General features: G+C 73.1%; 24 protein-coding genes. 8 read left to right on the forward strand and 16 right to left on the reverse strand.

Annotated elements, in window-relative coordinates; translation table 11 throughout:
- Positions 1 to 2 precede the first annotated feature (2 nt).
- Positions 3 to 779, reverse strand: a complete 777-nt coding sequence (locus N912_RS0137725) for an enoyl-CoA hydratase-related protein (RefSeq protein WP_028926498.1) — start codon at positions 777 to 779, stop codon at positions 3 to 5.
- On the reverse strand, positions 776 to 1,846 hold the full coding sequence (locus N912_RS0137730) for a LacI family DNA-binding transcriptional regulator (RefSeq protein WP_028926499.1): 1,071 nt from the start codon (positions 1,844 to 1,846) through the stop codon (positions 776 to 778). The genes N912_RS0137725 and N912_RS0137730 overlap by 4 nt, the downstream gene beginning before the upstream one ends.
- A gap of 305 nt (positions 1,847 to 2,151) precedes the next feature.
- Between N912_RS0137730 and N912_RS57160 the strand changes: the two genes are divergently transcribed.
- Both N912_RS57160 and N912_RS0137740 read left to right on the forward strand, forming a co-directional pair.
- Positions 2,152 to 3,429 carry an MFS transporter gene (locus N912_RS57160; RefSeq protein ID WP_064745508.1) on the forward strand — a complete coding sequence of 426 codons (1,278 nt, stop codon included), beginning with the start codon at positions 2,152 to 2,154 and terminating at the stop codon, positions 3,427 to 3,429.
- A gap of 9 nt (positions 3,430 to 3,438) precedes the next feature.
- Positions 3,439 to 4,137: a methyltransferase gene (locus tag N912_RS0137740; RefSeq protein WP_028926500.1), complete on the forward strand. Its 699-nt coding sequence runs from the start codon at positions 3,439 to 3,441 to the stop codon at positions 4,135 to 4,137.
- Here N912_RS0137740 and N912_RS0137745 read toward each other — a convergent pair.
- Together N912_RS0137745 and N912_RS0137750 are read right to left on the reverse strand one after the other, a co-directional pair.
- Positions 4,134 to 5,804 carry an APC family permease gene (locus N912_RS0137745; RefSeq protein WP_028926501.1) on the reverse strand — a complete coding sequence of 557 codons (1,671 nt, stop codon included), beginning with the start codon at positions 5,802 to 5,804 and terminating at the stop codon, positions 4,134 to 4,136. The two genes, N912_RS0137740 and N912_RS0137745, sit on opposite strands and share 4 nt — an antisense overlap.
- A gap of 36 nt (positions 5,805 to 5,840) precedes the next feature.
- Entirely contained in the window at positions 5,841 to 6,275 is a 435-nt protein-coding gene (locus N912_RS0137750) for an Lrp/AsnC family transcriptional regulator (protein WP_037068756.1), read from the reverse strand.
- A gap of 81 nt (positions 6,276 to 6,356) precedes the next feature.
- Between N912_RS0137750 and N912_RS0137755 the strand changes: the two genes are divergently transcribed.
- The 3 genes from N912_RS0137755 to N912_RS61090 all read left to right on the forward strand — a co-directional run bounded on the left by N912_RS0137755 (position 6,357) and on the right by N912_RS61090 (position 11,685).
- Positions 6,357 to 9,455: an aminotransferase class III-fold pyridoxal phosphate-dependent enzyme gene (locus tag N912_RS0137755; protein WP_037068672.1), complete on the forward strand. Its 3,099-nt coding sequence runs from the start codon at positions 6,357 to 6,359 to the stop codon at positions 9,453 to 9,455.
- A 77-nt stretch (positions 9,456 to 9,532) separates the two neighbouring features.
- A complete protein-coding gene (locus N912_RS0137760; protein WP_245645715.1) occupies positions 9,533 to 10,765 on the forward strand; it encodes a M24 family metallopeptidase in 1,233 nt (410 codons plus the stop codon).
- A 20-nt stretch (positions 10,766 to 10,785) separates the two neighbouring features.
- A complete protein-coding gene (locus tag N912_RS61090) occupies positions 10,786 to 11,685 on the forward strand; it encodes a hypothetical protein (RefSeq protein ID WP_051581365.1) in 900 nt (299 codons plus the stop codon).
- On the opposite strand, the gene N912_RS0137770 is transcribed toward N912_RS61090, so the two are convergent.
- From N912_RS0137770 to N912_RS0137790, 5 genes are read right to left on the reverse strand one after another with little or no spacing between them, the layout of a single operon-like run.
- Positions 11,657 to 12,757 carry a YeiH family protein gene (locus tag N912_RS0137770; protein WP_028926505.1) on the reverse strand — a complete coding sequence of 367 codons (1,101 nt, stop codon included), beginning with the start codon at positions 12,755 to 12,757 and terminating at the stop codon, positions 11,657 to 11,659. The two genes, N912_RS61090 and N912_RS0137770, sit on opposite strands and share 29 nt — an antisense overlap.
- A complete protein-coding gene (locus N912_RS64075) occupies positions 12,751 to 12,906 on the reverse strand; it encodes a hypothetical protein (protein WP_156994282.1) in 156 nt (51 codons plus the stop codon). The genes N912_RS0137770 and N912_RS64075 overlap by 7 nt, the downstream gene beginning before the upstream one ends.
- Positions 12,903 to 13,823 carry an ABC transporter permease gene (locus N912_RS0137780; protein WP_084211557.1) on the reverse strand — a complete coding sequence of 307 codons (921 nt, stop codon included), beginning with the start codon at positions 13,821 to 13,823 and terminating at the stop codon, positions 12,903 to 12,905. Before N912_RS0137780 ends, N912_RS64075 begins: the two co-directional genes overlap by 4 nt.
- Positions 13,813 to 14,661 (reverse strand): ABC transporter ATP-binding protein, encoded by an 849-nt coding sequence (locus tag N912_RS0137785; RefSeq protein WP_028926507.1) that lies wholly within the window; start codon positions 14,659 to 14,661, stop codon positions 13,813 to 13,815. The genes N912_RS0137780 and N912_RS0137785 overlap by 11 nt, the downstream gene beginning before the upstream one ends.
- A 7-nt stretch (positions 14,662 to 14,668) precedes the next feature.
- A complete protein-coding gene (locus tag N912_RS0137790; RefSeq protein ID WP_028926508.1) occupies positions 14,669 to 15,745 on the reverse strand; it encodes an ABC transporter substrate-binding protein in 1,077 nt (358 codons plus the stop codon).
- A gap of 290 nt (positions 15,746 to 16,035) precedes the next feature.
- On the opposite strand from N912_RS0137790, the gene N912_RS57170 reads away from it, so the two are divergent.
- The gene (locus N912_RS57170; protein ID WP_037068675.1) at positions 16,036 to 16,506 is read left to right on the forward strand and encodes an RrF2 family transcriptional regulator; all 471 of its coding nucleotides are present in this window, start codon (positions 16,036 to 16,038) and stop codon (positions 16,504 to 16,506) included.
- A gap of 8 nt (positions 16,507 to 16,514) precedes the next feature.
- On the opposite strand, the gene N912_RS0137800 is transcribed toward N912_RS57170, so the two are convergent.
- The 7 genes from N912_RS0137800 to N912_RS66845 all read right to left on the reverse strand — a co-directional run bounded on the left by N912_RS0137800 (position 16,515) and on the right by N912_RS66845 (position 22,386).
- Complete coding sequence (locus tag N912_RS0137800) at positions 16,515 to 17,270, reverse strand: sirohydrochlorin chelatase (protein ID WP_028926509.1); 756 nt, start codon at positions 17,268 to 17,270, stop codon at positions 16,515 to 16,517.
- The gene (locus N912_RS0137805) at positions 17,270 to 18,550 is read right to left on the reverse strand and encodes a sulfate adenylyltransferase subunit 1 (protein ID WP_028926510.1); all 1,281 of its coding nucleotides are present in this window, start codon (positions 18,548 to 18,550) and stop codon (positions 17,270 to 17,272) included. Before N912_RS0137805 ends, N912_RS0137800 begins: the two co-directional genes overlap by 1 nt.
- Before the next feature lie 2 nt (positions 18,551 to 18,552).
- The gene (gene cysD, locus N912_RS0137810; RefSeq protein ID WP_211261545.1) at positions 18,553 to 19,452 is read right to left on the reverse strand and encodes a sulfate adenylyltransferase subunit CysD; all 900 of its coding nucleotides are present in this window, start codon (positions 19,450 to 19,452) and stop codon (positions 18,553 to 18,555) included.
- Between the two features lie 106 nt (positions 19,453 to 19,558).
- Positions 19,559 to 20,254, reverse strand: coding sequence for a phosphoadenylyl-sulfate reductase (locus N912_RS0137815; protein WP_211261546.1), 696 nt, complete (start codon positions 20,252 to 20,254; stop codon positions 19,559 to 19,561).
- A 2-nt stretch (positions 20,255 to 20,256) separates the two neighbouring features.
- Positions 20,257 to 20,418 (reverse strand): hypothetical protein, encoded by a 162-nt coding sequence (locus N912_RS64735; protein WP_169748027.1) that lies wholly within the window; start codon positions 20,416 to 20,418, stop codon positions 20,257 to 20,259.
- Positions 20,419 to 20,428: 10 nt separating this feature from the next.
- Entirely contained in the window at positions 20,429 to 22,177 is a 1,749-nt protein-coding gene (locus N912_RS0137825; protein ID WP_028926513.1) for a nitrite/sulfite reductase, read from the reverse strand.
- Between the two features lie 119 nt (positions 22,178 to 22,296).
- A complete protein-coding gene (locus tag N912_RS66845; RefSeq protein ID WP_342670892.1) occupies positions 22,297 to 22,386 on the reverse strand; it encodes a putative leader peptide in 90 nt (29 codons plus the stop codon).
- 142 nt (positions 22,387 to 22,528) lie between these two features.
- On the opposite strand from N912_RS66845, the gene N912_RS0137835 reads away from it, so the two are divergent.
- Complete coding sequence (locus N912_RS0137835) at positions 22,529 to 23,506, forward strand: DUF2867 domain-containing protein (RefSeq protein ID WP_037068760.1); 978 nt, start codon at positions 22,529 to 22,531, stop codon at positions 23,504 to 23,506.
- A complete protein-coding gene (hemW, locus tag N912_RS0137840; RefSeq protein ID WP_084211558.1) occupies positions 23,503 to 24,771 on the forward strand; it encodes a radical SAM family heme chaperone HemW in 1,269 nt (422 codons plus the stop codon). Before N912_RS0137835 ends, hemW begins: the two co-directional genes overlap by 4 nt.
- Positions 24,772 to 24,816: the final 45 nt, after the last annotated feature.

Raw genomic sequence — 24,816 nt, forward strand, 5'->3', positions numbered from 1 at the left:
GGTCAGTCCGTGACCCAGGACGGCGGGCGCTTCTCCAGGAACGCGCGGACGCCTTCCCGGCCTTCCTCGGAGGCGAAGTTGGCGGCGGACACCCGGGCCATCGCGGCCAGGTCGTCGGGCATGGTGCGGGCGCTCGGGCCGCGCAGCAGGTCCTTGGTGCCGGCCAGGGCGCCGGGGGCGCCGAGCCGCAGCATGTCCGCGTAGCGGCGCACCTCGGCGTCGAGCCGGTCGGCCGGCACCGCGCCGGTGATCAGCCCGATGGCGGCCGCGCGCCGGGCATCGAACGGCTCTCCGGTGAGGAACAGCTCGTACAGCGCGGCCGGCTGCACCCTGGGAACCAGCGGCACCGAGATCACCGCCGGCACCACGCCGATGCGGACCTCGGTGAACGCGAAGCTCACGTCCTCGGCGGCCACCGCGAGGTCGCACGCGGCGACCAGGCCGACCCCGCCGGCCCGCGCCGGACCGGCCAGCCGCGCGATCACCGGGGTCGGCGAGATCCACATCCGGCGCAGCAGCTCCGGGAAGTCGACGACGCCCGGGCCGCCGGTGTCGGCTTCTTTCAGGTCCATGCCCGCGCAGAACACCGGGCCGGTGTGGGTCAGCACGATCACCCTGGCGTCGTCCGAGGCGATGGCCGTGTCCATGTGGGCGAGCAGCTCGCGGCGCACCTGGGCGGACAGCGCGTTGCGGTTGTGCGGCGAGTCCAGGGTCACGGTGGCCACCCCGGAGTCGATCTCCAGATGGACGAGTTCGGCGAGTTCGGCGGGGGCTGTCATGGCCGCACGGTAGCCGGTGGCGGCCCGGTGGTGGTACCGACGCGGACGGCCACCGGGAGCGTCAGGTCGGCGGGGCGCTGGCCGTCCAGCAGCTCGACCACCGCGCCGGCGGCCGCCCTGCCCTTCTCGTCGGTGGGCTGGACGACCGTGGTGAGCAGGGTTGGGCGCAGCCAGGGCAGGTCGGCGCCGTCGAAGCCGGCCACGCTGACGTCCTCGGGCACCCGCAGGCCCAGCTCGGCGGCCGCCCGCAGCACGCCGGAGGCCAGGATGTCGCTCTGCGCGATCACCGCCGTCGGGCGCCGCTCGGGGGGCACGTCCAGGACCGCGCGGCCGGCCCGCTCGCCCTCGTCCACCGAGTTGCTGGCCGTCTCGTACGCCTCGACCCGGCCGAACGCGTCGGCCACGCCGTCGAGCCGGCGGCGCACGTCCCGGTAGTGCAACACCGTGCGCCTGTCGTCGTGCACCGTGCCTCGGGTGCCGTCCAGCCGCAGCGGCATCGCGATCGTGACCACCCGCCGGTGCCCCAGGTCGCGCAGGTAGCGGGCCATCTCGGCGATGCCTCGGCGCTCGTCGATGTCGATCAGCGGGACGCCGTCCGCCTTGGGGCCGTCCACCGCGACCAGCGGCACCCCACGCTGGCGCAGCAGCTCCAGCGCCGGGTCGTCCTCCAGCCCGCAGGTGGCGAAGATCGCGGCGTCCAGCGGGATCCGGGCCAGTTGGTCGAGCCCCGGGCGACCGGTCTCGCCGGCCAGCAGGAGCAGGCCCACGCCGTGCGGGCCGAGCACCTCGGTGATGCCGTCCAGCAGCTGGATGGCCACCGGGTCGCGGAACGCGTAGAGCAGCCGCTCGCCGACGAACGCGCCGACCACCCCGCTGCGGCCCCTGCGCAGCGACGCGGCCAGCGGGTCCGGCCCGGCGTAACCGAGCTCTTTGGCCGCCGCGAGCACCCGAGCCCTGGTCTCCGGCGCGACCCGGGGGCTGCCCGCGAACGCCAACGACGCCGTCGAGGCGGACACCCCGGCGCGGGCGGCGACCGAGGCGAGCGTCGGTCGGGGTTGCACCTTCACGGCCGAAACGCTAGTCGCCCCGCGCCCTACCTCGCCCGCAACCATCCACAACCCGTCGGAGCCGCCCACAGTCCGTCCGCGTCGCTTGCCGTCCGCGTTCCGTTCCGAGGCGCGGTGGCCGTGCCCATACCCGACACCGGCAAAGCCACCCCGCCTCGACGGCGCATCGGTTACGCTGGAGCCGTCGAATCGATTCGACAAGATGACGGGGCGGCGGGCGACGTCGGCGACGACAACAACGACAAAACGCGCATTGCAACGACAACGGGGGCACGGCCGCTGACGAGCGGGGGACGGGGGGATCTGTGACGAGGCTGGCGGTAGGCGTGCGGTCCGGCGAGCTGACGCGGGCGCGCACCGCCGTCGTGGCGGCGTTCGCGGTGAACGGGCTGTGCTTCGCCTCCTGGCTGTCCAGGGCGCCGGCCGCGCGGGACGCGCTGTCGCTGTCGCCCGCCCAGCTCGGGCTGTTGTTGCTGTGCCTGTCCGGCGGGGCGTGCGTGGCGCTGCCCACCTCCGGGCCGGCGGTGCACCGGTTGGGCGCCGCGCGGGTTGTGCTGCTCGGGTCGGTCGCGGTCGGCGTCGGGATGCTCGGGCTCGCACTGGGGCTGACCACCGGGTCGGTCTGGCCGGCGGCGGCCGGGCTGGTGCTGACCGGGGTCGGGATGGGCAACTGGGACGTGGCGATGAACGTCGAGGGCGCCGAGGTGGAGCGGCGGCGCGGGCGGACGCTGATGCCCCGGCTGCACGCGGCGTTCAGCCTCGGCACGGTGACCGGCGGTGGGGTCGGCGCGGCGTCGGCGGCGTTGACCGTCCCGCTGGCCGGCCAGGTGGTGGCGGCCGCGCTGCTCGCGCCGGTGAGCATGGCGCTCGCCACCCGCCGGTTCCTGCCGGTGGCCGCGCGCGAGCCGGGCCGGCCGAGGGAGCGGGCCGGCGGGCTGCGGGCATGGCGGGAGCCGCGCACCCTGCTGATCGGGCTGCTCACGCTGGCGTTCGGGTTCACCGAGGGGTCGGCGAACGACTGGCTGGCCGTCGCGATGGTGGACGGTCACCATGCCGGCGAGGTGTTCGGCGCGATCGGGTTCGGGGCGTTCGTGACGGCGATGACGGCCGGGCGGTTGTGCGGCGGCGCGCTGTTGGAGCGGTTCGGCAGGGTCGTCGTGCTGCGGGCCACTGCGGTGCTCGCGGTGGCCGGGCTGGTGCTGGTCATCCTGGCGTCCTCGCTGGCCTGGGTGTTGGTCGGCACGCTGCTCTGGGGGCTCGGCGCCTCGCTCGGGTTCCCGGTCGGGATGAGCGCGGCGGCCGACGAACCGGGTAGGGCGGCGGCGCGGGTCAGCGTGGTCAGCTCGATCGCGTACACCGCGTTCCTGGCCGGCCCGCCGCTGATCGGCTTCCTGGCCGAGCACGTCGGCATCTTGCGCGGGCTGTTCGTGGTGCTCGGCGCGCTCGTCGTCGGGGCGCTGGTCACGCCGGCGGCCAGACCGCCGCGACCCCAGCCGCCGCCTCCGAGCCCGCGGCCGCCGAGCCCGCCGCGTCCGCCGCGCCCTCGGCGGCCGGCCGATGATCGACGCGGCGTGCGCCCGTAGCCTCGGACCGTGAGCTACCGCTCGAAGCTGACCGACGACCGGATCGCCGAGCTGCGCGACTGGCACGAGCGTGCCTACCAGGAGCTTCGTACCGCGCGCGAGCGCACGCTGAGCTACCTAGGGCTCGAGCTGGTGGTGCCGCCCGGCGTCTTCCCGCCCACCCCGACCTCGGACCTGCTCGGCCGCGCGGTGATCGACGAGTGCACGGCCGCCGACCGGGTGCTGGACATGGGGACGGGCTCCGGGGTGAACGCCATCCTGGCCGCCCGCGCCGGCGCCGACGTGCTCGGCGTGGACGTCAACCCGGCCTCGGTGGCCGCCGCCGAGCGCAACGCCGCGCGGAACGGGGTGACCGCCCGGTTCGCGGTCAGCGATGTGTTCGAGGGCCGTGACGTCTCCGACGGCACGTTCGACCTGATGGTCATCGACCCGCCGTTCCGCTGGTTCGCCCCGCGCGACCTGGCCGAGCGGGCGATCACGGACGAGGGCTACGCCGCCACCGCGAGGTTCTTCGACGGCGTGCCGGAGCGGCTGCGCCCCGGCGGGCGGGTGCTGATGTTCTTCGGCACCTCCGGCGACCAGGAGCACATCCTCGGCCTGGCCGAAGGCGCCGGCCTGCGCGCCGAGGTCGTCGCCACCCGGCGCCTGACCCGGCGCGGCACCACGGTGGACTACTCCACGTTCCGGCTCACCCGGCCGGCACCCTAGGAAGGTGCGTTCGGGGAGCCGTCCGAGCCGCCGATGTTCGCGACCGTGTTGGCGAACGACGGCCGGGTGGCCATCGCGTAGGCGTAGACGGCGGCGGCGAACACGGCGATGGTGACCGAGCCGGAGACGATGCCGAGCGGGCCGCCGCCACCGGGCAGCAGCGACTCCTCCGAGCCGCCGAACTCGCCGAAGTAGCTGATGACGGTCATCCCGGCGATCCAGAGCACGCACCAGGACCCGCCCCGGAAGTCCAGCGCGGGCAGCGGGCGCCCGGCGAACCGGCGGTAGCCGGCCAGGAAGGCGTATCCGGCGACGATGGCCAGGAACAGCTTCTCGTTCACCGACCAACCGGTCCAGAACACGATCAGGTTCGCGGACAGGAACGCGAGGTAGGAGATGACGTCACCGCCGGGCAGCCGGAACGGCCGGGGCTGGTCGGGCAGCGTCCGGCGCAGGATGCCGTAGGCCACCGGACCGATGGCGAACGTCAGCACCGTGGCGGAGGTGATGAATCCGACGATCTTCTGCCACCCGGGGAACGGCAGGAACAGCAGGCAGCCGGCGACGAACGTCAGCGCGGTGGCCACCCACGGAATGCCCCAGCGGTTCAGCCGGGTCAACGCCGTCGGGGCATTTCCGTTCTGTGCGTTCGCGAACGCTATTCGGGTGGTGACGGCCGCGTAGATCAGGCCGGTGTCGCCGGGCGAGAGGATCGCGTCGGCGTAGATCGCGATCGCCAGCCAGGTCGCGCCGAGAATGGTGGCCAGGCCGGCGAGAGGCCCGGCGACATCGGTGAACGTCACGTTGGCCCAGCCGGCGCCGAGCAGTTCGCTGGGCAGGCCGGTGATGAAAGCGATCTGCAACAGCACGTACAGCGTCCCGGTGACCACGATCGACCCGATCACGGCGAAAGGCACGTTCCGCTGCGGGTTCGTCGACTCGCCGGCGAACTCGACGCCCTGGCGAAATCCGAGAGAGGCGAACACGATGCCGGCGGTGGGCAGCGCGGTGAACACCGACCCCACGCCGGAGGGGAACATCCCGCCGTGCGCGACCAGGTTGGCGCCGTGGAACGACAGCGCGAACAGCCCGCCGATGGTGACGATGATGATCGCCAGCTTCCACCACACCAGTACGTCGTTGAACCGCACGAACGCCTTCACGCCGAGCACGTTGATGACGCTGAACGCGGCCATCAGCCCGATCGCCACCAGCAGCCCCGACGACGTGGTGACCGGCACCCCGTCCGAGGTGGTCATCAGCCACGGCAGGTAGCGCTGCGCGTACTGGAGCACCGCGAGCACCTCGCTGGGCGCCGACGCCGCGCAGGCCACCCAGAGCGTCCAGCCGGCGAAGTAGCCGGCGAACGAACCCGACGCGTACTGGGCGAACCGGATGACCCCGCCGGCGACCGGGAACATCACCGCCAGCTCGGCGAAGGTCAGCCCGATCAGCGTGACCATGATCCCGCCGACCACCCAGGAGAAGATCGCGGCCGGGCCGGCGATCTTCGCCGCGTTCAGCGCGCTGAACAGCCAGCCCGAGCCGATGATCGATCCGACACCGGTGAACAGCAGGCTCCGCCGGCCGATGTCCCGGCGCAGCCCGGTGTCCATTCGTACGGCGGCGCGGCGGGCCACCGGGGTGGCCGATGGGGGTGTGGACATGGGCTCCATTGCCTCGCGATCGGGGTTGTCCTGTTTTCAGTCGCCGCGGTTGAGCAGTTCGCTGAGAAAGATCTGGGTCCGGGTGTGCGCGATTCCCGGGGTTCGCTGCAGGCGCAGGATGATCTGTTCGAGATGGTCGGTGTCTCGCGCCCTGATCAGGGCGAGGGCGTCGGCGTTTCCGGCCGTCGTCCAGGCCCGCACTATCTCCTCCTGTCCGGTGAGTGCGTCGGTCAACTGTTCGCGCGTGGTCCCGGTGGCGGCGAATATCCCGATCAGCGCCTGCAATCCCAGTCCGAGCGCGTGGTGGTCGAGCCGAACCGTGTATCCCTTGATCACTCCCAGTTCTTCGAGACGAGCTATGCGACGTTTGACGGAGGATGCGGCCAGGCCGGAAACGTGCGCAAGGTGAGCGAGCGAGGTTCGTGCGTCCTGGCCGAGTTCGTGCAAGATTCTGCGATCCATGTCGTCCATGGCGCCTGATCCTTGCATCGCGCCCGGATTCGCGCCCGGACTCGTCGACCGCCCCGGTGGCCGGGACATAGCGTCGCCGTCATGCAGATGCGCAGTTCGACGCCGATCGAGGCCCTCGCCGCGTTGGCCCGTGACCTGTTCGACGTGGACGCGGTGGCGGCGCCGCTGCCGGGCGAGCGGCACCGCAACGCCAGGCTGGACGTGGGCGGACGCCCGGCGTACCTGCTCAAGGTGTACGCGAGCGACTGCGGGGCCGACGACGGGGCCGATGACGAGCCGGAGCTGCAGGACGCCGTGCTCGCCCACCTCGCCGGCCGGGGCCTGCCGGTGCCGAGCCTCGCGGGGTCCGCGACCGCGCGCATCGACGGCCGGGAGCACCAGGTGCGGCTGTTGAACTGGGTGGACGGGCGGGTGTGGGCGAGCGCGGGTCCGCCGGACGCGCGGCGGCTCGCCGGCCTCGGGGCGGCGGTGGCCCGGCTGGATGCGGCGCTGGCCGGGTTCGAGCACCCGGCGCTGGACCGCGAGTACCGCTGGCATCCGCTGCGGGCCACCGCGCTGGCCCGGGTGCTGCCGCTGCTGGACGATCGGGACCGTGAGTTCGTCGGCTCCAGCCTGGGCCGGCTGGACGAGCTGGCGCCCGAGCTGCGGGCACTGCCCGCGCAGGCGGTGCACAACGACGCCAGCGAGAACAACGTGCTGGTCGGCGCGGACGGCCGGGTGGCCGGGATCATCGACTTCGGCGACGTGGTGCGGGCGCCCAGGATCTGTGGGCTGGCGGTCGCGGTGGCCTACGCCCAGCTGGGCGTGCCGGATCCGGTCGCGGCGGCGGCCGCCGTGGTGGCCGGCTACCACGCCGAGGCACCGCTCACCGCCGCCGAGCTGCGGCTGCTGCCCGACCTGGTGGACATCCGGTTGGCCATGAGCATCGCCAACGCCGCCGAGCAGCGCCTGGTTGACCCGGACAACGCCTACCTGGACGTCAGCCAGGAGCCGATCCGCGCGCTGCTCGCGGCCTTGGGTGACCAGCCACGCGAGCTGCTGGCAGCCCGGTTCCGGGACGCCTGCGGGTACCGGCCGGTCGCCAATGAGCGGGCGGTGGTGTCCTGGCTGCGGTCGGTGGGCTGCGACCCGGCGCCGATGCTGCGCACCGACCCCCGCACCGCGCGGATCCACCACGTCGACTGGACCGAGGACGGGCCGGAGGAACTGCGCATGAGCCACGGCCCGGAGCGGGTGGCGGCCGCCATCGAATCGCGGATGCGCGCGGGCGGCGACACCCTGGCGGTCGGCCGGTACCGGGAGGACCGTGTCGTCTACCAGGGCGACGCCTTCGGCCCCGGCAACGGATACGGCGGCCACGGAAACGAGAACGGAAACGGCGGCAACGGGAACGGCGGCAACGGGAACGGCGGCAACGGGAACGGCGGCGGGCCGGGGGAGCGGCGCAGCGTGCACCTGGGCATCGACCTGTTCGCCGACGCGGGGGAGCCGGTGTTCGCCCCGTTCGACGGCGTCCTGGCCGCTGTGGACTTCCGCGACCGGGACTACGACTACGGCGGTGTGCTGATGCTGGAGCACCGCACCGCCGACGGCACGCCGTTCTGGCTGCTCGTGGGGCACCTCAGCGAGCGCAGCTGTGCCGAGCTACGGCCCGGCGCGCGGGTCCGGCGCGGCGAGCGGATCGGACGGGTCGGGGCGGCGGCGGAGAACGGCGCCTGGCCCCCGCACATCCACGTGCAGCTGTTCACCACCCTGCTCGGCCGCTCCACCGACCTGCCCGGCGCGGTCCGCCCCAGCGAGCTGGACGTCTGGGAGAGCGTCTCCCCGGACCCGAACCTGCTGCTGCGCGCCCCGCTCACCCCGGCGGCCGCCCCGGACCGCACCGCCGCCCAGATCACCGCCCAGATCACCGCGCGCCGGGCGGCGAACCTGTCCGCCACCCTGTCGCTGAGCTACGCCGAGCCGCTGCACATCGTGGCCGGCGCCGGCGCGGAGCTGGTGGACGCGCACGGGCGGCGCCATCTCGACCTGGTCAACAACGTCTGCCACGTGGGGCACTGTCATCCGCGCGTGGTCGAGGCGCTGTCCACCCAGGCCGGGCTGCTGAACACGAACACCAGGTACCTGCACCCGAACATCACCGAGTACGCGCGGCGGCTGGCCGCCACGTTCCCGGACCCGCTGAACGTGGTGATGTTGACGAACTCCGGCAGCGAGGCCAACGACCTGGCGCTGCGGCTGGCCCGCACCGCGACCGGGCGCGAGCACGTGCTGGTGCTGGACTGGGCCTACCACGGCAACCTGGGCTCCCTGATCGAGATCAGCCCGTACAAGTTCAACCGCGCCGGCGGCTCCGGCCCGGGCGGGCGGGTGCGGGTGTGCGCGCTGCCCGATCCGTACCGGGGCGAGTTCGGCGGCGACGGGCCCCGGTACGCCGAGGATGTCGCGGCGCACTGCTCGGAGCTGGCCGCCTCGGGGACGCCGGCCGCCGCCTTCGTCCACGAGTCGATCCCGGGCTGCGCCGGCCAGGTCGAGCTGGCCGGCGGCTACCTGCAGGCCGCGTACGCGCACGCCCGCGCGGCCGGTGCGCTGTGCATCGCCGACGAGGTGCAGTGCGGCTTCGGGCGGGTGGGCACGCACATGTGGGCGTTCGAGCGGCACGGCGTGGTGCCGGACATCGTCACCCTCGGCAAGCCGATCGGGAACGGCCATCCGATCGGCGCCGTCGTCACCACACCCCGGGTGGCCCGCGTCTTCCGAACGGGCATGGAGTACTTCAACACCTACGGCGGCAACCCGGTGTCCTGCGCGGTCGGGCTGGCCGTTCTGGACGTGGTGCACGACCAGCGGCTGATGGCGAACTGCGCGCTCGTCGGCGAACGGCTCGAGGCGCGGCTGGCCGCGATGGCGTCGCGGTACCCGGTGATCGGTGACGTGCGCGGGCGGGGCCTGTTCCTCGGCGTGGACCTGGTGACCGACCGGGCGTCGAAGCGGCCCGACCCCGTGACCGCCGCCCGGGTGGTCGAGGCGGCCAAGCGGGACGGCGTGCTGCTGTCCACCGACGGCCCCGCCGACAACGTCCTCAAGATCAAGCCGCCCGCCGTGCTCACCGTGGAACAGGCCGAGCGCGCGGCCACCGTGATCGAGTCGGCCCTCGCCGAGCTGAGCCCGCGCCGGTGATCGAGTACGTTCCGGGACACGGACATGACACGGACACGGACACGACACGGACACGACACGTGACGGGGAGGCGGCCGGTGACGTCAGGGCGGAAACTGGAGCGGCTCGGCGACGGGCCCGAGCCGCAGTGGCTCACCGACGAGGCGATCGGCGCCGTCGAGGTGCTGGAACCGCCCCCGTTCGAGCCGGCGGAGTACGACGCTCGGATGCGGCGGGTGTGCGCCCGGCTCACCGAGCTGGACGCCGACGCGCTGCTGGTGTTCCGTCCGTCCAGCGTGGAGTACCTGTGCGGCTACCACACCCAGGAGACCGCGCCGCAGCCGTTGCTGGTCACCCACGAGGGCGCCCGGCTGTACGTGATGGACCTGGAGGTCGGCCGGGCGCTGGCCAGCTCGTCCGCCGACGAGATCGTCTACACCGGCTACGACAACACGCGTGACCGCGACGAGCTGGTGACCGCGCACGTGCGGCGGACGCTGGGTACGGGCGGGCGGCTCGCCGTCGAGCTCCAGGGCGCCACGACCCCGCCGGCGGTCATCGACCGGCTCCGGTCGCTCGGGCTCGCGCTGGTGGACGGGCGGTTCCTGGTGGAGACGCTGCGGCTGGTGCTCTCGCCCGCCGAGCTGCGGTGCATGGAGGAGGCGGCGCGCATCACCGCGCTCGGGCTGGACGCGGCCGTCGGCGCGGCCCGCGAGCCCGCCGCCACCGACTCCACGGTGGCCGCCGCGATCGCCGCCGCACTGCACCGGGAGGCCGACTCGCGCTCCGCCTGGGGGCCGCTGGTGGTCAGCGAACCGCGCGCGGGCGTCCCGCACTCGACGTTCCGCTCCGAGCCGCTCGCCGCCCCGGGCTCGACGTTCCTGGAGTTCGCCGGTACCCACCACCGCTACCACGCCCCGGTCATGCGCACGGTCGTCCGGGGGCGCCCGTCGCCGGTCACCCTGCGCCTGGCCGACCGTTCGCGCACGGCGCTGGCCGCCGTCCTGGCCCACGCCAAGGCCGGCGTGGCGTGCTCGGAGGTCGCCCGGCGGGCCCGCGAGGCGCTGGGCCCGCTCGAAGCCGACGAGGTGTTCCACTGGATGTTCGGATACCCGGTGGGGCTGGCGCACCCGCCGCACTGGATGGACGGCGCGCCGTTCTGCCTGACCGCCGACAACCCGGGCCTGCTCCAGGCGGGCATGACCTTCCACGTGCCGGCGTCGTTCCGCTCGTTCGGGGCGCAGTGCGTCGGCCTGAGCCAGACGTTCGTCGTGGAGCCGGACGGCGCGCGGGCGCTCACCCACGGCGCCGCGGAGCTGATCGAGCTGTGAGCGGGCGATAGGGTACGCCCGTGTCAGGTTTACCCGAGGTCACGCAGGTCGACGCGAGGGTCGTCGCGGACTCGGTGAACGACGCGGGCGACCGGCTGACCACGATGGTCGTGACGCTGCCGCGCTCCGCGTTGGCCGAGCTGAACACCCACCGCGCGTTTTCCCGCAACTCCGCCTCCTCGCGCGCCGTCCCGGTCAAGCGGATGATCGAGTACGTCCAGCGCACGCCGTACGTGCCGCGCGCGTTCTCGGTGAACAAGCCGGGCATGAACGCGCACGAGTTCATCGAGCCGGGCTCGCCCCGGTGGCCGGACGTGCACGCCTGGTGGATGCGCAGCGTCGAGACCGCGCTGGGCCAGGCGCGGGCGGGGCTCGAGCTCGGCGTGCACAAGCAGGAGGTCAACCGGATCCTCGAGCCGTACCTGATGCACACCGTGGTCATCTCCAGCACGGAGTGGGACAACTTCTTCGCCCAGCGCCTGGACACCGACGACACCGGCGCGCCGCTGGCCTACCTGCCGATCTACGACGCGGCGTTGGCGATGAAGGACGCCCTGACCGGCTCCAGCCCGTCATCCGTGGCCGTGGGGGACTGGCACACGCCGTTCATCACCGCCGAGGAACGGGACGCGCTCGCCCCGGAGCAGGCACGGGCCGTCGCGGCGGCGCGCAGCGCGCGGGTCTCGTACTTCACCCCGACCGGCGACCGGGTGGTCGGCGCCGGCCCCTCGATCGACGCGGACCTGCGGCTGTACGAGCGGCTGCTCAACCCCGGCCAGGGCTCCGCCCTGCACCTGTCCCCGTTCGAGCACGTGGCGACCCCGGCCACCCCCGGCAGCGGGAACTTCACCGGCTGGCGCCAGTGGCGCGCCGACGTCGAAGCGGGGGCCGTTACAGCGCGCCCAGAACCCGCGAGGTGATCAGCACCTCGGCGAGGGCGGTCACCGCGACGACGGCCAGCGCGATCGCGCCCACCACGAACGGCCGGAAGCCGGTGACCCGCATCTGGCGCAGGTCGAAGTTCAGCCCGACGCCTGCGAAGGTCAGCAGGAACGCCCACTTGGACAGGTTGCCCAGGCTGGTGATCTCGGGCTTGCTGAGCACGCCGGCGGTGGCCAGCGCGGACACCGCCAGGTAGCCGAGGACGAACTTCGGGAACCGCTCCCAGACGAACCCGGCGCGCGCGGCCAGCCCGGTGCCCACCGACGCGGCCTGCCCGCGCGAGGACCAGTACAGCGCGTAGAGCAGCACCACGAAGCCGATCAGCGCGTTGCGGGTGTTCTTCACCAGCACGGCGACGTCCTGGGCCTGCGGGGAGTAGAGCGCGCCGGCGGCGGTGGTCTCCGCCGTGTTGTCCACCGCGAGCCCGGCCCACACGCCGTACTCGGTGTCGGTCAGCGCCAACCCGTGCCCGATCAACGGGAACGTCAGCAGCGCCACCGCGCCCAGGGCCAGGATGGCCGCGATCGCGTACCCGGAGTCCTCCTCGTCGGCCTCGATGGCGCCGCGCCCGGCGATGATCGCGGATACCCCGCAGATCGCGGTGCCCATGGCCAGCAGCGAGGTGAGCTTGCCGCGCAGCCGCAGCCAGCGGCCGAGCAGCAGCACGATCCCGCTGGCGATCACGATGTCGATGAACACCAGCACCAGGCTGACCCCGCCCAGGCGCAGCACGTCACCGATCAGGAACCGGGCGCCGAGCAGCACGATGCCGATCTTGAGCCACAGCTCGTAGGTGCCGACGCCGGGCCGGAACACGCGCGGGATGCCGACGGTGTTGCGGATGACCGCGCCGAGCAGGATCGCCCAGAGCACGTACTCGATGTCCGGCAGGGCGGTGTGCGTGGCGGTGCCCAGCGCCTTGATCTCGCCCTGCGCCCACTTGCCGATCAGGCCGATCACCGCGAGCAGCGCCAGCCCCGGCAGGTAGGACACCAGGGTGGCCGGGGCGCGCCTGATCACGGTCGACGGGCTGGCCGCCCGGGTCACCACGGGATCACCGGCAGCAGCCCGAACCCGACGGCGAGCACCAGCACGCCGGCCACCAGCACGGCTATCCAGTCCACGGACAGCCGCCGGCGCGGTGGCTGGGTGTCGACGGGTTCTGGCGTGCTCACCTGGTCGCTCACCGGGTCGCTCACCGGGTCACCGCCAATCCGCGGGCTCGCAGCACCCGCCGCTCCACCGGCCGGAACACCAGCAGCTCGATGCCGATGCCCACGATCAGGATCAGGAAGATCGCCGCGATCACCTTGGGCATGTTGTTGTAGTCGCTGCCGTCCTTGAGGTACGCGCCGAGCCCGAACCCGAGCAGCGGACCTGCCGCGATGATCTCGGCGGCCATCAGGGACCGCCAGGAGAACGCCCAGCCCTGCTTGCAGCCGGCCAGGTAGCCGGGCAGCGCGGCCGGAAGCAGGATGTGCCGGGCGCTGGTCAGGCCGCGCGCGCCGAGCACCTGGCCGACCCTCGGCAGGATCGGTGGGATCTGGTCGATGCCCGCGACCAGGCCGTTGGCCACCGACGGGATGGAGCCGAGCAGGACGACGAAGTAGATGGTGGCGTCGGTCAGCCCGAACCACAGCACGGCGGCCGGCACCCAGGCCACCGAGGGCAGGCTCTGCAGCCCGTGCAGCAGCGGCCCGATCGCGGCCCGTACCACCCTTACCTTGGCCACCAGCAGCCCCAGCGGGGTGGCGACCAGCAGCGCGATGAAGAACCCGAGGAACGCCCTGCCGATGGACGTCCACAGGATCGACCACACCTGGCCGCTGTCCACGGCGGCCAGGAACTCCCGCCAGACTGCTAGGGGTTCGGGCAGCTTGAACTCCGGCCAGAACGCGGCCGCCCACAGCGCCTGCCACACCGCGAGGAACAGCACCACCGCGACCACCGGCGGCCCGAAGGCGGCCAGCGCACGACGCCAGCCGGGGGCACGCTGCTCGGTGGGGGTGTCCAGCGCGTCCAGGCCGGCGATCGCGGCCCTGTCGTCGGTCAGCTCGCCCGGGCGTTCGGCGGTGGTGGTCGCGGTGGTCGCGGTGGTCGTCGGCTCAGGCGGCATGACGGCTGATGACCTCGCGCAGCCGGCCGGTGATCTCGTCGTGCAGCTCGTCACGGCCGGTCGGGTCGTCCGGGCCGACCGTCGACCACTCGCCGACCACTGTGCCCGGCCGCGACGACAGCAGCACCACCCGCTGGGCCAGCCGCAGCGCCTCGCGCACGTCGTGGGTGACGAACAGCACGGTGGTCCCGGTGGCCCGCCAGACCCGCAGCAGCTCGCCCTGCAGCACGTCCCGGGTGATCGCGTCCAGCGCGGCGAACGGCTCGTCCATCAGCAGCAGCCCGGAGTCGGCCCCGGAGTCGACCCTGGAGTCGACCCTGGAGTCGACAGAGCCCGGCTGGGTGGCGTGTGCCAGCGCGCGGGCCAGCGCCACCCGCTGGCGCATGCCGCCGGACAGCTCGTGCGGCCGCTTGCCGGCCTGCCCGTCCAGCCTGACCAGCTCCAGCAGCTCGCGGGCCCGGCGCCTGCGGTCGCCCCGGCCCACGCCGCCCAGCCGCAGCGGCAGCTCGACGTTGCGCCCGGCGTCCAGCCAGGGCAGCAGCGCCGGCTCCTGGAACATGAACGACGGGCTCCCGGTGCCCAGCTCGATCGCGCCGGTCGTCGGCCGGTCCAGCCCGGCGACCAGGTTGAGCAGCGTCGACTTGCCGCAGCCGGAGGCGCCGAGCAGGCAGACGAACTCGCCCGGCCGCACCTTCAGGTTGATCTCCCGCAGCGCGGTGACCGCGTTCGCGCCGGAGCCGAACGTCTTGCCGACTCCGGACAGCGTGACCGCCGTCGTCTCGGCGTCCGAACGGGTGTCCTTGGTAGGGGCGTCGTTGAGAGCGGTGACGACTGTCATGCCCGGATCACCTCTGTGCCTTGTCGAGGCCGGCGGCGTCCACCGCCGGCTTGCCGGACGCTCGGAGGACCTTGTTCAGCTCGGTGACGTTCACGAATCCGGTCAGGTTGGTCTCGGTGGGGGTGGCGCCCGCCGTCACGCTGTCCTTGGCGAGCTGGGGGAAGGTGCCGGCCAGCGGGTCGAGCCCGAAGGACAGCTCGGTGAACGCCCGGTCCAGCACCGCCGGGGCCAGTGAGGCGCCGGTGAGCCGCTTGATCGCCTCGTTGGTGACGGTCCTGGCCTCGGCGGGGTTGGCGGCGGCGAAGTCCACGGACTGTTGCAGGCCGCGCAGCAGCCCGGCCACGGTGTCCGGGTGCTGCTGCAGGTAGTCGGTGCGCACGATCAGCACAGTGGTGGGGAACTGGCCGCCCGGCCACAGCGTCTTCTCGTCGACCAGCACCTTCGCCCCGGCGTCCACCAGCCGCGAGCTCCACGGCTCGGGCAGCCAGCCGCCGGCCACCTGGCCGGACTTGAACAGGTCGAGGGTGCGGGGGTTCTCCAGGTTCTGCACGGTGACGCCGTCCGCGCCCTGCGGGATCTTGTGCTCCTTGAGCCACTTCTTGAGCGCCACGTCCTGGGTGTTGCCGGCCTGCGGGGTGGCGATCGTCTTGCCCTTGAGCTGTTCCGGGGAGGTGATGTCCGGCTTGACCACGAGCTGTGCCCCGCCGGAGGTGGTGCCGGCGACGAGCCGGACGGTCTCGCCGTTCGACTTGGCGAAGGCGTTGATCGCCGGGCTTGACCCGATGAACGCGGCGTCCAGGGAGCCGCCGAGCAGCGCGTTGACCTCCTCGGGGCCGGCGTTGAACGGCTGGGTGATCAGCTTGGTGTTGCCGAGCTGGCCGGCGAAGTGGCCCTTGTCCTGCCCGATCAGCGCGGGTGCGTGGGTGATGTTCGGGAAGTAGCCGAGGCGCAGCTCGGCGGCCGGCCCCTGGTTGGCCTGGGCCTGGCCGGCGGTGCCGCGGTCGGCGCGCGAGCACGCGGCCGCCGTCGCGGACAGCGCCACCACAGCGAGCAGGGTGGCGAGGAGGCGGGCACGGCGCGTCATAGGTAATCCGATCAGTTTGATCAAGTTTCAGGCCGGACGATCGGTGCTTGCCGAGGACTGGTGAACAGCGCGGAAACGGCGCTGGAAGGACCGAGGGTCAGCGGCAGGATGTGGCGAAGACGCGCATCAGGTCGACGTGCAGCCGACGGACCAGCAACGGCCGGAGGGGCCGGTCGGTCCGGGAGCAGGCACGCACCCACCGATGCTTACATTCCTGAGCCGCTTAGTCAACAAAATCCCAGGTAACGGGCTGTGAGGCTGGTCGCCGCGCGCTGGGTGAGAATGACGGCGTGCAGATCTCGGCGAGGGCTGACTACGCGCTGCGGGCGCTGTGCGTGCTGGCCAGCGCGCCGGAACAGTGTGCGGTCAAGGCGGACGAGATCGCGGCGGCGCAGGGCATTCCGCGCACGTTCCTGGACGGCATCCTGGTCGAGCTGCGCCGGGCCGGGCTGGTGGAGAGCCGGCGGGGTCCGGACGGCGGGCACCGGCTGGCGCGGCCCGCGTACGGGATCTCCCTGGCCGACGTCATCCGCGTGACCGACGGCCCGCTCGCCCTGGTCCGAGGCCAGCGCCCGGAGAGCCACGCCTACGAGGGTGCCGCGCGTCATCTACAGGATGTCTGGGTGGCCGTCCGCGCCAGCCTCCGCGAGATCCTCGAGCTGACCACGGTGGCGCAGGTCGTCGAGGGGAACCTTCCGGACGCCGTGGTCGCCCAGACCAGCAAGGACCGGTCCTGGCGGTCGGTCTGGCCGACGGGCTGAGCTTCCGGTCAGGAGACGTGCGCGAGCCTTGCGGCGGCGTCGGCCAGCGCGCCCTGGTAGCGGTCGAGGACCACGTCGGCGACCGCGTCGTCGGCCCCGAGCGGGGCGGCCAGGCGCACGGCGGGGTCGGCGGCCAGCGCGGCGCGGGCCACCCGGCTCGGCAACAGCCCGGGGGCGAGGAACCAGCTGGCCACCGCGATCCGCCCGGCGCCCCGCGCACGCAGCAGCTCGACGGCCTCGGGGACGGTGGGGGACGCGGCGGTCGCGAAGGCCGCCACCGCGCCGCGCCAGCCATGCTCGGCCGCCAGCGTCGACGCGATCCCGGTGACGTGGTCGTTCGCGGCCGGGCGCGACGAGCCGGTGGCGGCGAGCACCACGCCCAGCTCGCGCTCGTCCGCCCGATCCACGGCGTCGCCCAGCCGGCGCAGCGCCACGTCCACCAGCCGAGGGTCGGCGCCGAGCACGTCGGCCACCCGCAACCGCAGCCGGGGGTGCCGGCGGGCCGCGCGGCCGACCATGTCCGGCACGTCCACCCGCGCGTGGAAAGCGTCCCCGAGCAGCAGTGGTACGACGACGGCCTCCCGGTGCCCGTCCGCCGCCACGGCGGCCAGCGCGTCGGACAGCCGGGGCGTACTCAGGCCGAGGAAGCTGACGCGCACGTCCAGGCCGGGACGCCGCAGGCGGACCCGCTCGACCAGCGCGGAGATCGTGGCCGCCGAGCGCGGATCCCGGCTGCCGTGCGCCACCGCGACCAGTGCGGGCATCAGGCGACGGTGCCCAACGTCAGCGGGGTGCCGACCAGGCCGGCGGCCAGGGTGTTGCCGGTCGGCGGGTCGATGAGCAGGAACGACCCGGTGGCGCGGCTGTCCGCGTAGTCGTCGACCGGCAGCGGGTCGGCGGTGCGGATGCTCACCCGGCCGATGTCGTTGATCTCGAGCCGGTCCGGCGTGGTGAGCGTCAACGTGTCGGTGTCCAGCCGGTCGTGCAGCGCGCCGACGATCGCCTGGGTCACCCGGGTGCCGTGCTTGAGCAGCAGCCGCGCGCCGGGCCGCAGCGGCCGCTCGGCCAGCCAGCACAGGGTGGCCTCCAGCTCGTCGGTCACCGCTGGCGGCTGCGCCGCGTCGACGATCACGCTGCCGCGCGCCACGTCCAGGTCGTCGGCCAGCCGGACGGTGACGCTGCGGCCCACACCGGCCTCGGGAAGCTCGCCGTCCGCGGTATCCACCGCCTCGACGGTGCTGGGCAGCCCCTCCGGGAGTACCAGCACCGGCTGCCCGGGGCGGACGGTCCCGGCCGCGACCTGGCCGGCGTAGCCCCGGTAGTCCGAGCGGGCCGGCCGGATCACGTACTGCACCGGCACCCGCAGCGGGGCGTCCGCGTCCGGGCTGCTGACCGGCACCGACTCCAGGTGCTCGAGCAGCGTCGGGCCGGAGTACCAGGGCGTGTTCGCCGAGGCGTCCACCACGTTGTCCCCGACCAGCGCGGACACCGGGATCGTGACCACCCGCTCCTCGGGGTAGCCCAGCGCCCTGGTCAGCCCGTTGAAGTCCTTGGCGATCGCGGTGAACACGGCCTCGTCGTAGTCCACCAGGTCGATCTTGTTGACGGCCAGCACCAGCCGGGGCACCCGCAGCAGCGCGAGCACGGCGGCGTGCCTTCTGGTCTGCTCGACCACGCCGTGGCGGGCGTCGACCAACAGCACGGCCAGCTCCGCGGTGGACGCGCCGGTGACCGTGTTGCGGGTGTACTGCACGTGCCCCGGGGTGTCGGCGAGCACGAACTCGCGGCGTGGCGTGCCGAAGTACCGGTACGCCACGTCGATCGTGATGCCCTGCTCGCGCTCCGCGCGCAGCCCGTCCACCAGCAGCGACAGGTCCGGCGTTGCCAGCCCCTTGTCCACCGAGGCGCGGTGCACGGCCTCGATCTGGTCGGCCAGCACCGACTTCGTGTCGTAGAGCAGCCGCCCGACCAGCGTGGACTTGCCGTCGTCCACGCTGCCGGCGGTGGCGAACCGCAACAGGTCGCGCTGGGTTGGCGAGCTCATCTCTAGAAGTAGCCCTCTCGCTTGCGGTCCTCCATGGCGGCCTCGGAGAGCCTGTCGTCCGCGCGGGTGGCGCCGCGCTCGGTCAGCCGGGACGCGGTGACCTCGGCGATCACCTCGTCCAGGGTGACGGCCGTGGACTCGACGGCGCCAGTGCAGGAGCCGTCCCCGACGGTTCTGTAACGCACTGTTTTCAGTTCGAGCAGCTCGCCGTTACGCGGGCCGCCCCACGGACCCTCGGCCAGCCACATGCCGTCGCGGCGGAACACCTCGCGCCGGTGCGCGTAGTAGATGGACGGCAGGTCGATCTCCTCGCGCTGGATGTAGCGCCAGACGTCCAGCTCGGTCCAGTTCGAGATCGGGAACACCCGCACGTGCTCGCCCGGCGCGTGCCGGCCGTTGTACAGGTTCCACAGCTCAGGGCGCTGCTTGCGCGGGTCCCACCGGCCGAACGCGTCGCGCAGGCTGATGATCCGTTCTTTCGCCCGCGCCCGCTCCTCGTCCCGCCGCCCGCCGCCGAACACCGCATCGAACCGGTGCTCGTTGATCGAGTCCAGCAGCGGCACCGTCTGCAGCGGGTTGCGCGTCCCGTCCGGCCGCTCGGTCAGCCGCCCGTCGTCGATCCACTCCTGCACGGGCGCCACCACCAGCCGCAGCCCCAACCGCGCCGCCAGCCGATCCCGGAACTCGATGACCTCCGGATAGTTGTGCCCGGTGTCCACGTGCAACAGCGGGAACGGCACCGGCGCCGGCGCGAACGCCTTCACCGCCAGGTGCACCAGCAGCGTGGAGTCCTTCCCACCGGAGAACAGGATCACCGGCCGGTCGAACTCGCCCGCGACCTCCCGAAAGATGTGTATCGCCTCGGACTCCAACGCGTCCAACGCATCAAACGTCCGCGTAATCGCAGGCGCACTCACAGCTCAACTCCGTTTCCCCAGCTCAGAGGCCGTGAGTGGTAAGCGGTGCCAGAGCACCGCTTACCACTCACGGGTTGTGACCTGCGCGTTCTCATGCGTGGAGGCCGCATTCGGTCTTGGCGCGGCCGGCCCAGCGGCCGGCGCGCTTGTCCTCGCCGGGCAGTGGCTTGCGGGTGCACGGCGCGCAGCCGATGGACGGGTATCCGGCGTCCACCAGCGGGTTGACCAGGATGTTGTGCTCGGCGATGTAGGCGTCCATGTCCTCGTCGGTCCAGGCCGCGAGCGGGTTGACCTTGACCAGGCCGAACTTCTCGTCGTAGGTGATCAGCGGGGTGTTGGCGCGGGTGGGGGCCTCGACGCGGCGTACGCCCGTGACCCAGGCGTCGTAGTTGGCCAGGGTGTTCTGGAGCGGGACGACCTTGCGCAGGAAGCAGCAGCGGTCGGGCTCGCGGGCGAACAGGTCCTTGCCCTCGGCGGCGTCCTGTTCGGCCACCGTGTGCTCGGCGGTGGCGTTCACGATCCGCACGCCGTGCACGGCCTCCACCGCGTCGCGGGTGCCGATCGTCTCGGCGAAGTGGTAGCCGGTGTCCAGGAACAGCACGTCCACGCCGGGGCGGGCGCGGGCGGCCAGGTCGACGAGCACGGCGTCCTGCATGTTGGACGCCACGATGAAACGGTCACCGAACGCGCGGGCGGTCCAGTCCAGGACCTCGTGCGCGGAGGCGTCCGGGCCCAGCTCGGCGGCCCCGCGATCCGCTAACTCGCGTAGGTCCTCGGCGGTGGTCACGCTCATTCCGAGATCGCCCCCTCCGGGACTCCGATTCCGACGAACTTCACCGCGAACGTGCGCAGGCAGCCCGCGCAGCGCCACGCGCCGTGCGGTTCCTCCACCGGCGCCAGGTCCTCCTCGCCGCAGTAGGGGCAGTAGAACGGCACCGCTCGTTCGGTCACGTCAGGCTCCTCACTGCAGGTCCGCCTCCTCGGCGCGGGCCACCCACTGGGCGAACCGCTCGCCCTCGGTGCGCTGCGCGGCGTAGCGGCGGACCACCCGGTCCACGTAGTCGCCCAGCTCGGACGAGGCCACCTTCAGCCCGCGCAGCTTGCGCCCGAACCCGGCGTCCAGCCCGAGCCCGCCGCCCAGGTGCACCTGGAAGCCGGCCACCTGGTTCCCGGACGCGTCGGTGATGATCTGGCCCTTGAGGCCGATGTCGGCGGTCTGGGTACGGGCGCACGCGTTGGGGCAGCCGTTGAGGTGGATGGAGATCGGCTGGTCCAGGTCGGGCACGTCGGCAAGCCGGGACTCCAGCTCGGCGACCAGGTCGGCGGCGCGCGCCTTGGTCTCCACGATCGCCAGCTTGCAGAACTCGATGCCCGTGCAGGCCAGCGTGTTGCGCCGCCACGGCGACGGGTCGGCGTGCAGGCCGAGCGTGGCCAGCTCGGTCTTGAGGCCCTCGACCTCGGCGTCCGGCACGTCCAGCACCAGCAGGTGCTGCTGGACGCTGGTGCGCAGCCGTCGCGAGCCGGCCCGCTCGGCCGCCTTGGCCACCTCGACGAGCATCGAGCCGGACACCCGCCCCGCGATCGGCGCGACGCCCACGTAGTTGCGCCCGTCGCGCTGGCGGTGCACGCCGATGTGGTCGCGCGCGCCGTCCGGGGTCGGCGGCGGCGGGCCGTCGACGAGCGTGCGGTGCAGGTACTCCGTTTCGAGAACCTCCCTGAACTTCTCCACGCCCCAGTCCGCGACCAGGAACTTCAGCCGCGCCCGGTGCCGCAGCCGGCGGTAGCCGTAGTCGCGGAACACCGAGGTGACGCCGGCCCACACGTCGGCCACCTCGTCCAGCGGCACCCAGGCGCCGAGCCGCTGGCCCAGCTTCGGGTTCGTGGACAGCCCGCCGCCGACCCACAGGTCGAAGCCCGGCCCGTGCTCGGGGTGCTCGACGCCGACGAACGCGATGTCGTTGATCTCGTGCACCACGTCCTGCCGGCGCGCGCCGGACACCGCCGTCTTGTACTTGCGCGGCAGGTTGGAGAACTCCTTGTTGTTCAGGTACCTGTCGGCGATCTCGCGGATGGCCGGGGTGCCGTCCACGATCTCGTCGGCGGCGATGCCGGCCACCGGGGACCCCAGGATCACCCGGGGGCAGTCGCCGCAGGCCTCCGTCGTGTACAGCCCGACCGCCTCCAGCTTGCGCCAGATCGTCGGCACGTCCTCGATCTGCACCCAGTGCAGCTGGACGTTCTGCCGGTCGGTGATGTCCGCGGTGTCGCGCGCGTAGGTCTGGGAGATCTCGCCGATCACCCGGAGCTGCTCGGTGGACAGCGCGCCGGAGTCGATGCGCACCCGCATCATGAAGTACTTGTCTTCCAGCTCCTCGGGCTCCAGCGCGGCGGTGCGGCCGCCGTCGATGCCCGGCTTGCGCTGCGTGTACAGCCCCATCCAGCGGAACCGTCCGCGCAGGTCGGCGGGGTCGATCGAGTCGAAGCCCCGGTGCGCGTAGATGTTCTCGATGCGGGCGCGGACGTTCAGCGGGTCGTCGTCGCGCTTGCTGCGTTCGTTCGGGTTCAGCGGCTCCCGGTAGCCGAGCGCCCACTGGCCCTCGCCACGTCGGCGCTTCGGTGCTGCCGGTCGCGCGGTCCGGGCGGGCCGCCTGGCCGGACTGCGCTGCGCAGCCTCGGTGGTGGTGCCGGCCGCCGGTGGTGGTGGGACCATCTGGTTCAGACCTCCAGGGTCGCGGCGGGGTCGCGCGGCGATCTGGGGCCTGATGTGGGCAGACGCCAGCCAGCCGGGCTACCCGGCCGGTATCACACGTGGTGGAAGAGCGGCGCGGGTCAGTCGGTCGACCGGCACATCGCGCTGGAGACGCGCTGGTAGTCGACGTGGCGGCGGGCCACCAGTCGCATGCTCAGCGCGCAGGACACATAGCAAGCGTGCCATCTCCGCCCGCCCGCTGACCAGCCCGGGCCCAGATGTTGGGAGGGCCGTCACAGCCGTTCCCGTCCTGCTTCGCCGTACGGTACCGTACGGAACGTCGCCATACGGTACCGAATGGAGGGCGTGACGATGATCCACAACGTCCACGAGCGGCTGCTGCCGGTGCCCGTCGAGCGGGTGAGCCCGCTGCTGGACACGATCGGGCGTCCCGGCGACCTGCTCTGGCCCTCGCCGGAATGGGTGCCGATGGTGCTGGACCGTCCGGTGTCGGTGGGCGCGGCCGGCGGGCACGGCCCGATCCGGTACCGGGTCACCGGGTACCGGGCGGGGCGGTCCGTCGAGTTCACCTTCGAGCCCGGCATGGGGTTGGACGGCACGCATACGTTCGTGATCGAGCCGGTGGGTCCGGAGCGGACGCTGATCAGGCACGTCGCGCGGGGGTCGGCGAGCGGTTCGATGCGGCTGGTCTGGCCGCTGGCGGTGCGCTGGCTGCACGACGCCGTGCTGGAGGACCTGTTCGACCGCGCCGAGTCGGCGCTCGGGATCGGCCCGGAGCGGCCGGCGCGGTGGTCGCCGTGGGTGCGGCTGCTGCGGGGCGTCGGTTTTGCCGGCCCGTCCGCTCGTTCGGTGGCGGTGCCCGCGACGCCGTTGCTGGCCGACGCGCTGCCCCGGGTGGACTTCTCCGACGCGCACGCCGTCTCGTGCCGGCCCGGGTTGCCGGCCGACCCTCAGGTGTGGGCGGACGCGGTGTTCCGGGATCCGCCGAAGTGGGTGGTCGCGCTGCTCGGGCTGCGGGAGGCGATCGTCGGGCTGGTCGGGATCGCGCGGGGCGGCTGGAAGTCGTTCGACACGGTCGCGCGCTCGGAGGACGAGGTGCTGCTGGGCGCCGACGAGCGGCACCTGGACTTTCGCGCCTCGGTGCTCCGGGAGCCGGACCGGGTGGTGGTCGGCACGGTCGTGCGGCTGCACAGTGCGCGCGGGCGGGCGTACTTCGCGCTGGTCCGGCCGGTGCATCCGGTGATCGTGCGGGCCATGCTGACCCGGGCCGCGCGCCGGCTTGCCGGCCGGTCGAGGGCCGAGCGGCTGGGCGCACAATGGAGTAGATGACCTCCGAGCTTGCCGTCTCCACGCCCGCGCCGCCGGCCGCGCCGCCCGCCGGGGTGTCCGTCGGGGTGTCCGTCGGGGTGTCCGCCGCCCTGCCGGATGCCGCGCTGGTCGGCCTGGGTGACCGGCCGTTCGGGGTGTACGTGCACGTGCCGTTCTGCGCGGTCCGCTGCGGGTACTGCGACTTCAACACGTACACGCCGTCCGAGCTTGCCGGGTCCGGCGCGTCGCCGTCGGGTTGGCTGGACGCGCTGCGCGCGGAGCTGGAGCTGGCCGCGTCGGTACTGGGGACGCCACCGGCCGCGGACACGGTGTTCGTCGGCGGCGGCACCCCGTCGCTGCTGGGTGCGGACGGGCTGGCGTCCGTGCTCGCCGCCGTCCGGGGGTCGTTCGGCCTGGCCGCCGGCGCCGAGGTGACCACCGAAGCCAACCCCGAGTCGACCTCGCCGGAGTTCTTCGCCGGCATCGCCTCGGCGGGCTACACCCGGGTCTCGCTGGGCATGCAGTCCGCCGCGCCAGGGGTGCTGGCCACGCTGGACCGCCGGCACACGCCCGGGCGTCCGGTGGCCGCCGCCCGGGAGGCACGGGCCGGTGGGATCGCGCAGGTCAGCATGGACCTGATCTACGCAACGCCGGGGGAGACGGACGACGACCTTCGTGGCTCGCTGGACGCCGTGCTCTCCGCCGGGGTCGATCACGTGTCGGCGTACTCGTTGATCGTCGAGGACGGCACCGCGCTGGCCAGGAAGATTCGCCGGGGCGAGCTGGCCGCCCCGGACGACGACGTGGCCGCCGACCGGTACGAGCTCATCGACGACGCGCTCTCGGCGGCCGGGATGGATTGGTACGAGGTGTCGAACTGGGCGAGCGCGGAGTCCACCCGGTGCCGGCACAACCTGGGCTACTGGCGCGACGGTGACTGGTGGGGCGCCGGGCCGGGCGCGCACAGCCACGTCGGCGGGGTGCGCTGGTGGAACGTCAAGCATCCGGCCCGGTACGCGGCGCTGCTGGCCGGCGGTGGGTCGCCGGCCGCCGGGCGCGAGGAGCTGACCGAGGCCGAGCGGCACGAGGAGCGGGTGATGCTCGGGCTCCGGCTGGCCGACGGGCTCGCGGTGGGGGCGCTGGACGACGCCGGGAGGGCCGCCGCCGAGCGCGCCGCCGCCGACGGTTTGCTGTCGGTCGAGTCGCTGCGGGCCGGGCGGGCGGTGCTCACCGGCCGGGGCCGGTTGCTCGCCGACGCCGTGGTGCGTGGGCTGCTCGGGGTTTAGCGGCCACGTTCGGTGTAGCGGCCGGTGGAATTTCTTCGTATGGCT

The organism is Actinospineispora acaciae DSM 45401 (assembly GCF_000620785.1).
Lineage (GTDB): Bacteria > Actinomycetota > Actinomycetes > Mycobacteriales > Pseudonocardiaceae > Pseudonocardia > Pseudonocardia acaciae.